The sequence below is a fragment of the Bacilliculturomica massiliensis genome, assembly GCF_900605495.1.
GTDB lineage: Bacteria > Bacillota > Clostridia > Peptostreptococcales > Anaerovoracaceae > Bacilliculturomica > Bacilliculturomica massiliensis.
Map to the genome: position 1 here is coordinate 1,795,058 of NZ_LR027603.1, position 13,381 is coordinate 1,808,438.

Consider the following 13,381-nt stretch of genomic DNA (forward strand, 5'->3'; position numbering starts at 1 on the left):
TTCCTCCTGTTATCGCCATGGCTCCCCGCCGGCGATCACCGACGGCAAACGCCGCGCGCCGACGCTGACACGTCTGCGAACGCATATCATGAACACCGCCCGCGGACACTGTCCGCCGGGCCGTGCCGCGCTGTTCGGGCCCACGGGATAATCCGCCGGACCTTCACAGAAGCCATACGCAATTATTTTACCACACATTGCGCCGGGGCGGTTGTATTTCCTGTTGTTTTTTTTTATAATATAAGGGATGTCGTACTCAGATATTTCCGTATTTTTCAAGAAAAGTTTGAGATATCTCTCCTATGTCCGCGTTAAAATAACCAAAGAAAAGAGAATATTATAATGAAGAAAATGACCATGATCAATGGAGCGCGCCGCACAGCGCGGCGCGTGATCCCCGCGGCCCTCGCGCTGCTTCTGTGCTCCGGCGCAGCCTTCGCCGATGAGATCACCGTGGAGAAGGAACCCGGCTTCTCCAATTTCACTAGAAAACAGGATTACAACGCCGGCCAGTTTTCCGATGTGGCGGAAAGCGACTGGTTTTCCCAGGGCGTACAGAGCGTGTTTGAGCTCAGTCTGATGAACGGCAAGAGCCATACCGCCTTCGCCCCGGAAGCCACGGTCAAGATCAGCGAGGCGATCTCCATGGCCGCAAAAACACACAATATCTACAACGGCGGCGACGGCACGCTTCCCGAAACCACTTCAGGAAACTGGTACGACAGCGCTGTAAATTACGCCCTGAGCAGCGGGATCATCCGCGCCGGCGATTTCGCGGACTACGATGCGGAAGCCACCCGCGCCCAGCTGGCCTACATTTTTTCAGGCGCGGTGCCTCAGGAGACCCTGGCCCCCATCAACGCTGTGGACGCGGTGACGGATATCGCCGCCCGCACTCCCTACGCCGGCGATATCCTGACTCTCTACCGGGCGGGGATCGTCTCCGGTTCCGACGCTTCCGGCGCTTACCGGCCTGATCAGTCCATCACCCGGGGAGAGGCGGCTATCATCCTGTCCCGCATCGCCTCCCCTTCCCGCCGCATCTGTCTCACGCCTGAGCAGGAGAAGGTGTTTTCAACGGGAGATGCGGAGAACGCCGGCGGCGGTTCCGACGGCGGCGGGCAGACCAGCGGCCAGGAATCCGATGGCACCGACAAGACCGGCAGCACTGACAAGACCGGCAGCGCCGATAAAGCAGGCGCGTCCAATACGGAAAAGGACAAGACCGGGACCGGCGATCCCGCCGCCCCGGCTCCACAGATCTTTACCGCAAGCGGCGGCGCTTTTACGCTGACCGCCAGTACCAGCTGGACCACAGGCCCGGCGGTGTCCGATTCCATCAGCCTGAATCTGATCCTGCCCGATCCCACCGCTCCGGCGGACAATCCGTCCGGCCGGAACCGGGACAAAGCGAAGACTCAGCTCTCACCGGGCGCGGCCCGGGCAAGCATTCTGGGCTTTCTCTCCTCCCGTCACGACGCGGCGGCGCCCCTGTCCATTTTCCACGGCATCACGGCGAAGAGCGTGGCGGAGGAGATCTCCGGCGACCAGATCATGCCTTCCGTGTATTTTACGCTGTCCGGCGGAGCGGGAGCCTGCATCAGTCCCCTGCTTTCCAGCAGTCAGGAAGACGCGCAGTACTGGATCATTACCGCGGAGGACGGTGGCGATTTTGTGACCCTGGTAGGACGGGTGTCCAAATCCGCAGGCATGGACGTGCAGAACGAAGTGCTCTCCGTCCTGAAATCCCTGAGCCTGCGCTGAGACCCGGAAAAAACAGCGCCGGTTCCGGCCGGCGTCGTACCACCCTTAAACCACAGAAACAGGAGCAGAACCTTGATATTACTCAACGCAAGCGATATTTCAAAATTATATACAGAAAAGCCCCTTCTCTCCGGTCTGTCCTACAGCATCAATGAAGGCGACAAGATCGGGCTGATCGGCGTCAATGGGACGGGAAAGTCCACCCTGCTGCGGATCACCGCCGGTGCGGAGGACGCGGACTCCGGTACGGTGACGCTGACCAGAGGCGTTCGCATCGCCTGGCTACCCCAGACGCCCCGGATCGATCGGGACGTCTCTGTTCTGGAACAGGCCCTGGCCTTCGCCGGCAGAGACGCAGCCGACGAGGACGCCTACGAATGCCGGTCCATGCTGTATCAGCTGGGCATCACCGATCTGGACGCGCCCGTATCCCAACTCTCCGGCGGCGAGCGGAAACGGGTGGCCATGGCCGGTATTTTCAGCGTTCCCTCGGACATCCTCATACTGGATGAGCCCACCAACCACATTGACAGCGATACGGTGGAATGGCTGGAGGGGTTTCTCTCCCGCTACAAAGGCGCTATTTTCATGGTCACCCACGACCGTTATTTTCTGGACCGCGTGGCCAACACCATATTGGAGCTGACTGACGGAAAACTGTACCGGCATCAGGGTAATTACCAGGTGTATCTGGAAGAAAAAGCAGCCCGCGAGGAGATGGCCATGGCCGCCGAGCGCAAGCGGCAGGCGCTCTACAAGCGGGAGCTGGCATGGATCCGCAGAGGCGCTCAGGCCAGAAGCACCAAGGCGCAGTTCCGCGTAGACCGCTTTAAGGAGCTTGAGGACAGCAAACTGACCGTCTCCGACGCCAGGGTGGAAATGAGCTCCGTGGCCAGCCGGCTGGGCAGAAAGATCATCGAATTCTCTCACATCAGCAAATCCTACGGCGGGAAGATCCTGATCTCCGATTTCAGCTACACCGTCCTTCGAAACGACCGCATCGGCATCCTGGGACCAAACGGCTGCGGAAAGTCCACTCTGCTGCGCATCCTTCTGGGGCAGGAAACGCCCGACAGCGGCGATGTGGACATCGGAGAGACCGTGCGGATCGGATATTTTTCTCAGGAAAACGAACACATGGACGACAGGCAGCGCGTTATCGACTACGTGCAGGACATCGCCTTCAACGTAAAGACCAACGACGGGATCATCAGCGCTTCCCAGATGCTGGAACGCTTTCTGTTTCCGCCCGCCATGCACTCCATTGAGCTTGGCAGACTCTCCGGAGGTGAAAAACGCCGTCTGTACCTGCTGGGGATCCTCATGGGAGCTCCCAACGTACTGCTGCTGGACGAACCTACCAACGACCTGGATATCGATACGCTGACTATTCTTGAGGATTATCTGGACACGTTCCCCGGCGCGGTGATCGCCGTATCCCACGACCGCTACTTTTTGGACCGCATCTCCGTGCGCACTTTCGCCTATGAGGGAAACGGAACGATCGGTCACTATCCCGGCGGTTACTCGGATTATATGGAACTGAAAAAAGCCCGGGAGAGAGAGACCGCGGAAGCCGCAAGAAATTCAGCCGCAGCATCCCGAAGCGCCGATTCCAGACCCGCCGCCGGTCCCCTGGCTGAGAACGGAGACGGAGAGCAAAACGGTGAAAACGCCCGGGCTCCAGAGGGTCCCGGCCACCGGTCCGGCAAGCTGAAATTCTCTTTCAAGGAGCAGAGAGAATACGAGAACATAGACAGCGACATCGCGTCGCTGGAAGAACAGATCGCGGCCTGCGAAGAAAAAATGGCGCAGAATCTCACCGATTATGTAGAGCTGCAGCGGCTGGGCGATGAAAAAAGCCGCCTGGAAACGGAACTGGAGCTCAAAATGGAACGATGGGTCTACCTGAACGATCTGGCCGAGCGCATTGAAGCGCAGAAAAGAGGATGACATGAAAGAGGAACTTGACTGTATCTATGAAGCGGAGACCGAAGTCTCAATGATCAACGAAAACGGCGTCCTGAAGCCCCACGCTTATCAGGTGCTTTTCAATCAGATCGCAGAGAAGCACTTGAACGATTTTCACCTGAACGCCGGGGACATCATGGGCTACGGCGTGGCCTGGGCGCTGATCTCCATGACCATTGAGATCGAAAAACAGGCAGAGGGCTGCCAGAAGCTGTTCGCACAGACCTGGCATTCTCAGCACAAAGGGCCCTACTGGCGCCGTGAGCTGATCTTCAGGGACGCGGCGGGCGACACGATTTTCAAGGGTTCCACCTTCTCCGTCCTTCTCGATCTGGAAAAGCGTACGGTCTATCGAAAGAAAGAGATCCCCTTTTACGTGGGCGACCCCACCGACATCTTTACCACCGAGGCCCGCCCTACCCTGCGCTGTCACCTGGATTTCGCCGCCGCCCAGGAGCGCACGGCCTACAACAGCTACATCGACATGCTGGGTCATGTGAACAACTGCCGCTACACCGAATTCGCCTATGACGCCTTCAGCGAGGAAGAAAAAGCGCGGTTAGGCGACATGAAGCACATGGAGATCTACTTCGCCTCCGAGCTGCGCTGCGGCGACGCCTTCACCATCGGCAAGGCCTACGACGGGGGCAGGCTCTATATCCGCGGCCACAACAACTCGAAAGACGACACTTCCTTTGATATCGTGATCTACTGACGATCCCTTCCTTCAGCGGACAGGGACACGCACGCCCCAACAGCACAATGACAGTTCCGCACAAAAACAGTTACCGCCCGCCGCGCCTTTTGCGGCGGGCGGTTTTTTTATGAAAAACTTGGATTCTGACACTTTTTTAGAATTACCACTGATTACCGCTATTTTAGTTTGTATTTTTTACCATCCTCAATCAGTTTATCTATGTTTTCAAAAAGTACACGTTTTGATTATTTTTACGGTCTGCATCAAACTCAGATCTCTGCGATCGGACAAACAATAGAGGGGGGCGAAGACAGTCTGGCGGCCTTTCCGGACAGCGGCTCCGTTTCCCCCTATGCGGCCGTCCCCCTTCGCTGGGCGGCGGATCAGGGGCTGATCTCCGGCATGGAAGACGGCTCCCTCGATCCGACGGGCAGCGCTTCCCGCGCGCAGATCGCTTCTGTTCTGAGACTCTTCTGTCAGAAGTACAGTTGCTGATCCTTCCGGCCAGGTTCCAAAGACTGGCTCCCGGATAGGAGCGGCGTGCGCCCGCGCGGCCCGGGAACGCGCCGCCTCCGATGCTGCCGCTTGTATATTCGGGAACGCCGCCCGGGAACGCAGCCCCCGGGCGCACGCAAAAAGGCGAGGTTCCATATAGCAATGGTCCCTCGCCTTTTTAACATCATTCGGAGCTTTTCGCCTCGCTGTCACAGCCGGCTCTCAGCGCGCGCTTCTGCTTCCTCCGCCGGGAGCGCCATACAAACTTTCCCGGCCGCCGGATATCCTTCGTATCTTACTGCGCGTCTCTCTTCAGGAAAGCGGTCATGCAGTGCACGGATCCCCTGCCCTTGTTCAGTTCGGAGAGATCCAGCACGTCTACCTTGATCCCTGCCTTTTCCATCATTTCCACCGTTCTGGGCGCGCCCACGCTCATCACCACATGGCCGGGCTCGATGGGAACGAAATTGGTTGCGTAGCAGTATTTCGTCTCCGTGAGGGAGGGTGTTTCCAGGATCCGGTAGCCCTTCTTTTTCAGCGCGTCCACTACCATGTAGGGTACCTGGCAGGCGTGGATCACCACCGTATCGTTGCTGGGGAAATTCAGCAGACCGTCCACGTGAGCGTGGCCGTAAGGGATCTGCATGGGAATGACCTCCGTGACGCCCTGTCTTCTCAGCTCTGTCTCCATCTGTTCGAAGCCGGAGCGATTGGCGCGGCTGGATAATGAGAGGATCACCGTATGACGGTCCACCCAGGCCGCGTTGGCCCCCTCGAAGATACCGTCGCCGGAAATGGTCTTTACGATAGGAATACCCAGCTTCGCCACAGCCTGAGCCGTGTAGCGCTCCTCGCCTCTGCGGGCCGGCATGGCCAGTCTGGTGATGATCGCGCCCTCAGGAGTCATAAAGAGATGGTCTCTCTCAAACATGGCGTTGGGACGGTCCGCCCTCTGCTCTTCCACGTAGAACACGTTTACGCCGTGGCTTCTGTAATAATCCGCCAGTTCGTCGTGCTGCCGCCGGCATTTCTCCGGGTCCACCGGCGCCCTGAAACGGACTTCCTTATAGTCAAAATCGTCCAGCTCCGCTCCGGGCCGTCTCAGAAGCACCGCTCTCAGACGATTGCACTCCGACGAGCATCCAAAATCGCCGCCCCAGTATGTGGTCATGTCCTCTTCAATGGTGGTCTCCAGCGGAAACCACCGCTCTCCGTCGATGGCCTGAATATCCGGCAGCGGCGCCTGCGCCCCAAGGCATTCGTCCAGATCGATGATTTTCTTTTCCATTTTACTTCTCCTCCTGATCATGCAATATCTTTTAATTATCTCGGGATCGAACAGACGCCGCTCTCCCGTCTGCGCCGGACGCGGCGTCTGTTTCTCACTCTAATATGCTCTGCCGGTCCTGTCTTTGGACCCGGCAGTTGTGTGACAGTTCGGATCGCTCCGCCCCTTACGCCGCTTTTTTCGTGATATCCACGGCCTGACCGTACTTTCCTTTATAGATCTTGTGCAGTACGAAAATGGCGGCGACCAGTACGATCACGGCCACAGGCAGCATCACCAGCGGCGTGAAGATCCCTGCCAGCAGGTACATGACCGCGCAGATGGCAGCTACGGTAGTGGCATAGGGCATCTGCGTCTCGAAGTGATCGATGTGGTCGCAGGCCGATCCGATGGACGCCAGGATCGTGGTGTCGGAAATAGGCGAACAGTGGTCGCCGTAAATGCTTCCGCTGATGATGGCCGTGGCTACCAGCGGCAGCGATGTCTGATCAAAAGCGATCGCCATCGGCAGGGCGATGGGCATGAGGATAGCCATGGTGCCCCACGATGTTCCCGTGGCCAGGGACATCACCGCTCCGATGATAAACACCAGGCAGGGCAGCAGATCCGGATTGAGGAATCCCTCGCTGATCTGCGTCAGATAAGCTGCCGTTCCGATGGTCTTGGTGACGCCGGACAGCGACCAGGCCAGAACCAGCACCACGCACATGAACATCATGTTTCTCATGCCTCCGGTGATCACGTCCAGACATCCGGTAAAGGTGAAGATCTTCTCCTTCAGGCAGATCACGATGAGGACCAGAGTGGCGCACAGGAATCCGGAGGCGATACCCGTGCGGATATCGGAGCCGGCCACCTTCGTCCACCAGAGACCCTTGGCGGTCAGGTAACTGAACATTACGGTCAGCAGCACCAGCAGGGGAACCACCACCGTATAGATCTTCGGCGTCACGCCGTCGGGCAGAGCGATCTTCTTGTCCTCATTTCTCATGGGCGTTCCGCCGGGACGGATGGTCTCGCCCTTCTCCATAGCCCGGTTCTGCGCTTTCAGCATCGGACCGTAGTCCCACTGGGTGACCGCCATGAATCCCGCCATGAACAGCGTCAGCAGCGCGTAGAAATTCATGGGGATCCCCCGGGTAAATACGTCCCAGCTGGTCACATTGGTGATCCCCGCGTCGGTGAGCTCGGTCTCGATCAGGCTCATGGCGTATACGCCCCAGCCGATGATGGGGACCATGGCGCAGATAGGCGTGGTCGTGCAGTCCAGTATGTAGGCGAATTTTTCTCTGGATACGCGCAGGCGTTCTCCCAGCGCTTCGAAGATCGGTCCCACGATCAGGGAGTTTCCATTATCGGTGAACCAGACGAACAGACCGCCCAGCCACATGCCGGTCTCGCACTTGGCGCGGCTGTTGACGAACTTCGTCACGTAATTGGTAAAGGCCATGGCGCCTCCCGATTTGGTCAGCAGCGCCACAAAGCCACCGATGATGACCATCATGAACAGCGCCTGGGTGTTCATGCTGTCCTCAAGGGATACGAACATGTAGTCCTTGATCATGGACGGGAAAGCCAGGATCGGATTCCACCCGGTCACGATCGTCACACTGACAAAAACAGACGTAAACAACGAAACGATGATGTTCTTGGTCCAGATCGCAAGGCCGATGGCCAGGACCGGCGGAATCAATGACAGGATCCCGTAATTGACAACTTCAGCAGCTTCCATTTTGTTCCTCCTCTTCTATTCGGGGCCACGTTTATCCCGTATCCCGATTTATGATTGCGTGTCCTATGTTTAAGGCAATTTCCGTGCCATTCTGCCGAAGCCGGCCTGATTTTTTCTCATCCCATTGCATCTCTGTCCATGATCAGGCTGAAATTCCAACGCGTTTAGAAATATCAGAAATTTCTTGTCTCTTCTTTTCAGATCCCGTCCTCCCGCGCTCCCACCGCCCCAGGGGGCAAATCAAAATAGGGTCAACAGATGAATTCGTCCACCTATTGACCCTATTAAGCTCATTTCTTCTGCTGAATCAGAACGACTGACGGTCTCGGAACCGAAGGATCCGCAGCGCGTCCCTTCCGCGGGAGGTGATGACGCTGCCGCCCCTTCCCCGTCCCGACTCCACCAGCCCGCACGTATTCAGATAATGGAGTCCGTTTTTGATCTCCTGCTCCGTTATAAACAGATCCTCTTCTCTCGCCCTGACGGACAGGCGGCTGCGTCCCATATGTTCCCGCCGCTCATAGGCCGCGCACAGCTCCTCAAGCAAAAAACGGTACAGCCTTTCCTTCCGTCCTCCCAAAAGCAGCGGCCGGATCTGACGGTATTCCGCCTCCCCCGGAAATCCAAGGCTCATTCCGCCGTCTGATTCTTCTTCTGGACCGCCCGCCGCTCCGCTGACGTCCTCCCCGGCTGTCCAGCGGTCCGCCGTCTCCCGGTCATCCGCGAAAGGCAGATCTTCCTCCCGTATCTCATCCGCGCCCAGGCTGGCTATGTATTCCACCGTGTTTTTGAGTTCGCGGATATTCCCTTCCCAGGTATGGGCGATCAGCCGTCTGCGCGCTTCGTCGGAGAGCGCAAACTCCGCGCCCAGATTTTTCCGGAAGGTCTCAAACAGCGGAAAGATATCTTCCCTGCGTTCCCTCAGACTGGGAATATGGATCGGGAGAATGTTCAGTCTGTAATACAGATCGCTGCGGAACTGCTTCTCCTTCACCATCCGCGCCAGATCTCTGTTGGTAGCCGCGATGATCCGCACATCCACGTCGATCATGTCCATGCCGCCCACACGCAGGATCTTCCGCTCCTCGATGGCGCGCAGCAGCTTTGCCTGGGCGGACAGCGGCATTTCCCCGATCTCATCCAGAAACAGCGTGCCCTTGTGGGCCAGCTCAAAGAGACCGATCTTACCGCCTTTTCTGGCCCCGGAAAAAGCGCCCTCCTCATAGCCGTACAATTCGCTCTCCAGCAGGTTTTCCGGAAAGGCCGAACAGTTCACCGCCACAAAGAGATAGTCCCTGCGGTCGGAATGATTGTGGATCGACTGGGCGAACAGCTCTTTTCCCGTTCCGCTCTCACCGTACAAGACCACCGAGGAATCCGATTTTGCCATACGCATGGCGATCTCCCTCGTCTCCTGGATCTGGCTGCTGCCGCCCAGAATATCGCAAAAGTGATAGACTGCCCTGTGACCGCTTCCCGTGATTTTCTTTCTCATCTTGTGCTGGCGGTTTTCCGTCTCCGCGAAACTCTCCAGCATGATCACGTGACCCTTGGACGTCTCCCCTGACATGATGGGCGAGGCCGTGGCGATGAGAGGCACGCCGTTTACCGTCACCAGCTCCCCCGCCCGGTTCTCCGCCGAATCCCCGACGGCTCTGCCGCTTTCAGGGATAAACTCCGGCAGGATCTCCGCGATATTGAAGCCCACCAGCACGTCGGTCCGGCTGTTGAGCAGCTGTCTGGCCTTATCGTTACACAGACAGATCCTTCCCGATACGTCTGTTATGAGAAAGCCCTGACGCACCATCTTCAGCAGGCCCTCCACCTGTTCCGTCAGGTTCTCCTTCTCGCCCAGCACTTTCTCCATGCCTATCTTCTGGGCAAATACCCGTTTTCGCGCCTCCTGGGCCTCCTTTCCCCCGAAAGGCGACTCCACGCCCAGCACGTCCGCCAGCTCCATAATAAAGCTGGTGTTCAGCACCCGCTGTCCGATGTCGACCACCGTATTGATCCCCGGGGGCACCAGGCTTCCTTCTTCCGGAGTGATCGCCACTTTCACCGCAGGGTCGTATTTCAGTCCCGGAAAATAGGGGATCAGATCCAGACTCTGAAATCCTGCGCTGTAGATCAGAGTGATCACTTCCATACAGGATCTGTAGTCTATGTTTACCAGCAGGGCCCGCGTATCCTTCGGAAGGCGGGCCAGCAGTTCCATCCGCTCCATGTCCAGCGTCAGATCCGCGATCAGCAGCTTTACGTCTTCCTTCGTCTTCCTGCGGACAGCCTGAAAGATCGTGAAGGCGGAAATGACGATATACGTCTCCGGGATCACGCTCATGGCTTCTACTTCCTGCATGCTGTAGGACACGATCTCGGCGTACCCTGCAAAATAGCATCTGAGGTTGTCCGCCAGCCGGCTGGCATAATTTTTCTGATTAGCGATCACCGCTACGCGTTCCATGCCGCTTCACCTGCTTTCCCATAAATTCGATGCAGCGTTCCGCCAGCACCTCCATGGGATCAATGTAAAAATCGCTCAGATGCTCGTCGGCTTTGATGCAGGAGAGCTCCGTACAGGCCAGCAGCGCTGTGCCGCAGCCCGCTGACAGCAGCTCCTCCTCGATCCTGCGCCATGCGTCCATGTCCGCCGGTCTGCCGCTCTTCACACAGTCGTAGATCAGATGCATCACCAGCTTCTGATTTTCCGGGGAGGGCGTGAAGGGCTCGGCTCCCTCCTGCCGCAGGGCTTTCTGATACAGCTCTGTGCGGATCGTTCCGTCCGTGGCCAATATAGCGACCTTCCGTCCTCCGCAGCGCGCCGCCGCGGTCTTCGCCGTCTCCCTTATCATGTGGATGATCGGGATGGACAGCTCCGGCGCGATCATATCCGCAAAGTAATGAGCCGTATTGCAGGTGATGGCCACCGCCCTGCATCCGCTGCGCTCAAGCAGTCTGGCATCCGCCAGCATTCTGTCTCTCACTTCCTGCGTATTTCCGGACAGGATCGCTCCCGTGCGGTCCGGCATTCCCGCGTCTGATAAAAGAAGCAGTTCGATATGATCCTGATCTTTCTCCGCCGTCGTCTTTTCTGTGATCATTCTGTAAAACAGTTCAGAGGCGAAGGGCCCCATACCACCGATGATTCCAAGCATATCCAGATATATCCTCCGTTTCAGTAAAAATTCCTGACTCCAGGGTCTGTGTTCAGTGTAATACCCCCCGGCTCGCCCTGTCAACAAAAACCGCGGCCGCTTAAAACTCCCTGCCCTCCGCAGCTCCCGGTGATGAATGATCTCCTATACCGCTTTCGTCTGCATGTCCGTCTTTTCCTTAGGATCGGACGGCAGACTCTGCTCCGGCTGTTCGTCGGTCCCACTCTCCCAGCTCAGGCGTTCAAGAAACTCCACGCGGCGCCGGATCTCCGGATCAGCCAGTGCCTGATCCAACCAGAACTGATAATCCTCTAAAAACAATAGAATTTCCTTCATTTTCCTCTTTTCTTCTTGTAATACCCAAAGTATGCTAATAACGAATCTTTCATCAGAATACAATATGGCATACAATAAAACAAGAGGGAGGACAAAAGATGGCAGATTTTATTCCAAAACAATACAAAAAAGAACCTATTACGATCCGTTTTTCCCCTGCAAAGTTAGAGCGAGTGGACCAGTACGCAAGGGATTATGACCTGAGCAGAAGCGAATTTATCAATCAATGCATTGATTTTGCCTTGGAGCATATGCCGGAATCCGAATCCGGAGATTTCCACCGACTGATGAAAAAATGATCTGACGATCGTCTGCGGCTGAAAAGGGAACGGCAGTTTCCCCTCCTCAGCCTGCCGGCCAGGTCAACGACCGGCCGGTTTTTTATTGCTGAAGCCACAGCGCCGCCGGGCTGATCCGGCCAGTGCAAAAAGATGCCGGCCCTGCATGCGATACCCGCATTCCAGGGCCGGCGTTTTTTCTCAGACAGCGACAGATCCCTCTTTTCTATCGGCGGACCGGCTCCGGCCTCCGGCCGGATCCTTTAACCCCGATTGGCGTAGGGCACGTAGCGGCCCAGAGTGCCGTCTACCACCTGTCCGCCTTCCACAGCCACGCCGCCGCCCACCAGCACGTAATCGATGCCTTCCGGGGCTTCGGTGGGATGGTCGAAATCCGCCCGGTCGATCACCGTGTGCTCGTCAAAGATCACCAGATCCGCGTCGAATCCTTCCTCGATCTGTCCCTTGGACGCCAGCTTCAGACGGCTGGCCGGAAGTACTGTCATTTTTCTCAGCGCCTCCATCAGGGTCAGAACTTTCTTTTCACGCACGAAGCGGCCCAGGACCCGGGGGTAAGTCCCCGCGCCTCTGGGATGACCGCAGCCCTTATTGAAGCCGCAGTCGCTGCCCACCATCACAAAGGGTTCCCGGTAAGCCTGTTCCACCTCTTCCTCATTCATGACAAAGGCTACCACGGACATTTCCGGGTGTTCCTTTCTTGTCTTTTCGAACAGTTCCTTTGTGCAGCGCTGGTTCTTGAAAGGACCGTCCGTCAGCTGGATGGCGCTGTAATCCTTCTTCCACATATCAAAGCACCCCTCATCGAAGACGGCTGTGCCGATCCCAGTGCAGAAAGCCACGTAGGGATAACAGTCTGCCATGATGTCCACTCCCTGGGCTCTGGCTTCTTTCAGCGCGTTCAGTGCCTGATCCATGTAGCCGATCGCGCTGCAGCTGCCGATATGGGACATCTGGATGCCGTAGCCCGACGCCCGGGAAATGTCCACCAGCTCCTGAATGGACTCCACGCTGTGAGGACCATCCTTCCGGAAATGCACGGAGGTCAGATACCCCTCGTCGCCAAAAGCTCCCAGGAGCTCGATGGTCTCCTGAGCGGTGACTCCCGGAGCGTATTCAAATCCGCAGGAAAGACCCACGGGAGAAAAAGCTTTTGCTTCCTGCACCATCTGTTTCATCCGGTCCAGCTGCTGCCTTGTGGAAGGCTGATAGCGGTCTGCAGCGCCCGCCCGCACCCGAAGCGTATTCTGGCCGAGAAACATCAGGTAATTGGTGGGGCTGCCGTTTTTCTCTATATGCGCCACAAAATCAGAGAGCAGGTCGTAATTGTCTCCGCAGTTGCCAGCCGCCTTAGTGGTCACGCCCATCCGCAGCTCGCAGAGCGCTGTAAAAAACCTGTATTCTTCCGATCTGATCGGATCTTCGTGCGCGTGCATATCGATAAACCCCGGCGAAACCACCTTTCCCGCGGCGTCGATGGTCCGCAGCGTATCTTCCGCCGCATCCCCGATCTTTTCAATGACGCCTCTGTGGATCAGCAGATCCGCCGTCCTCCACTCTCCGGTGGAAAAACACGGAAACTTCGCATTGATGATTTTTAGATCTTTCATTCCCTCTCCCTCCTGATCAGTATTCCTCCCTGTGCCGGCC

Annotated in this window: 11 protein-coding genes; 5 read left to right on the forward strand and 6 right to left on the reverse strand. The window is 57.2% G+C overall.

What is annotated here, in order from left to right:
• Positions 1-342: 342 nt before the first annotated feature.
• The 4 genes from E0E37_RS17315 (at position 343) to E0E37_RS17330 (ending at position 4,927) form a co-directional block, all read left to right on the forward strand.
• Complete coding sequence (locus tag E0E37_RS17315; protein WP_130864225.1) at positions 343-1,764, forward strand: S-layer homology domain-containing protein; 1,422 nt, start codon at positions 343-345, stop codon at positions 1,762-1,764.
• A gap of 72 nt (positions 1,765-1,836) precedes the next feature.
• Positions 1,837-3,717, forward strand: coding sequence for an ABC-F family ATP-binding cassette domain-containing protein (locus E0E37_RS17320; RefSeq protein ID WP_130864226.1), 1,881 nt, complete (start codon positions 1,837-1,839; stop codon positions 3,715-3,717).
• Position 3,718: 1 nt separating this feature from the next.
• Entirely contained in the window at positions 3,719-4,450 is a 732-nt protein-coding gene (locus E0E37_RS17325; protein ID WP_130864227.1) for an acyl-ACP thioesterase domain-containing protein, read from the forward strand.
• 201 nt (positions 4,451-4,651) lie between these two features.
• Entirely contained in the window at positions 4,652-4,927 is a 276-nt protein-coding gene (locus E0E37_RS17330; RefSeq protein ID WP_130864228.1) for an S-layer homology domain-containing protein, read from the forward strand.
• 295 nt (positions 4,928-5,222) lie between these two features.
• Here E0E37_RS17330 and E0E37_RS17335 read toward each other — a convergent pair whose 3' ends face one another.
• The 5 genes from E0E37_RS17335 to E0E37_RS17355 all read right to left on the reverse strand — a co-directional run bounded on the left by E0E37_RS17335 (position 5,223) and on the right by E0E37_RS17355 (position 11,435).
• Complete coding sequence (locus tag E0E37_RS17335; protein ID WP_130864229.1) at positions 5,223-6,215, reverse strand: dimethylarginine dimethylaminohydrolase family protein; 993 nt, start codon at positions 6,213-6,215, stop codon at positions 5,223-5,225.
• A 166-nt stretch (positions 6,216-6,381) separates the two neighbouring features.
• Positions 6,382-7,947 carry a Na+/H+ antiporter NhaC family protein gene (locus E0E37_RS17340; RefSeq protein ID WP_130864230.1) on the reverse strand — a complete coding sequence of 522 codons (1,566 nt, stop codon included), beginning with the start codon at positions 7,945-7,947 and terminating at the stop codon, positions 6,382-6,384.
• A gap of 307 nt (positions 7,948-8,254) precedes the next feature.
• Entirely contained in the window at positions 8,255-10,408 is a 2,154-nt protein-coding gene (locus E0E37_RS17345) for a sigma-54 interaction domain-containing protein (RefSeq protein ID WP_130864231.1), read from the reverse strand.
• Complete coding sequence (cuyB, locus tag E0E37_RS17350; protein WP_130864232.1) at positions 10,383-11,099, reverse strand: cysteate racemase; 717 nt, start codon at positions 11,097-11,099, stop codon at positions 10,383-10,385. Before cuyB ends, E0E37_RS17345 begins: the two co-directional genes overlap by 26 nt.
• A gap of 144 nt (positions 11,100-11,243) precedes the next feature.
• Positions 11,244-11,435 carry a hypothetical protein gene (locus tag E0E37_RS17355; RefSeq protein ID WP_130864233.1) on the reverse strand — a complete coding sequence of 64 codons (192 nt, stop codon included), beginning with the start codon at positions 11,433-11,435 and terminating at the stop codon, positions 11,244-11,246.
• A gap of 98 nt (positions 11,436-11,533) precedes the next feature.
• On the opposite strand from E0E37_RS17355, the gene E0E37_RS17360 reads away from it, so the two are divergent.
• Positions 11,534-11,734, forward strand: a complete 201-nt coding sequence (locus E0E37_RS17360) for a ribbon-helix-helix domain-containing protein (protein ID WP_130864234.1) — start codon at positions 11,534-11,536, stop codon at positions 11,732-11,734.
• A gap of 242 nt (positions 11,735-11,976) precedes the next feature.
• Here E0E37_RS17360 and E0E37_RS17365 read toward each other — a convergent pair whose 3' ends face one another.
• Positions 11,977-13,341: an amidohydrolase family protein gene (locus tag E0E37_RS17365; protein ID WP_154939189.1), complete on the reverse strand. Its 1,365-nt coding sequence runs from the start codon at positions 13,339-13,341 to the stop codon at positions 11,977-11,979.
• Positions 13,342-13,381 lie beyond the last annotated feature (40 nt).

Coding starts and splice junctions, on each gene's coding strand:
- E0E37_RS17315 (WP_130864225.1), top strand. CDS start 343: ATGAAGAAAATGACCATGATCAATGGAGCGCGCCGCACAGCGCGGCGC.
- E0E37_RS17325 (WP_130864227.1), top strand. CDS start 3,719: ATGAAAGAGGAACTTGACTGTATCTATGAAGCGGAGACCGAAGTCTCA.
- E0E37_RS17330 (WP_130864228.1), top strand. CDS start 4,652: ATGTTTTCAAAAAGTACACGTTTTGATTATTTTTACGGTCTGCATCAA.
- E0E37_RS17335 (WP_130864229.1), bottom strand. CDS start 6,215: ATGGAAAAGAAAATCATCGATCTGGACGAATGCCTTGGGGCGCAGGCG.
- E0E37_RS17340 (WP_130864230.1), bottom strand. CDS start 7,947: ATGGAAGCTGCTGAAGTTGTCAATTACGGGATCCTGTCATTGATTCCG.
- E0E37_RS17345 (WP_130864231.1), bottom strand. CDS start 10,408: ATGGAACGCGTAGCGGTGATCGCTAATCAGAAAAATTATGCCAGCCGG.
- cuyB (WP_130864232.1), bottom strand. CDS start 11,099: ATGCTTGGAATCATCGGTGGTATGGGGCCCTTCGCCTCTGAACTGTTT.
- E0E37_RS17355 (WP_130864233.1), bottom strand. CDS start 11,435: ATGAAGGAAATTCTATTGTTTTTAGAGGATTATCAGTTCTGGTTGGAT.
- E0E37_RS17360 (WP_130864234.1), top strand. CDS start 11,534: ATGGCAGATTTTATTCCAAAACAATACAAAAAAGAACCTATTACGATC.
- E0E37_RS17365 (WP_154939189.1), bottom strand. CDS start 13,341: ATGAAAGATCTAAAAATCATCAATGCGAAGTTTCCGTGTTTTTCCACC.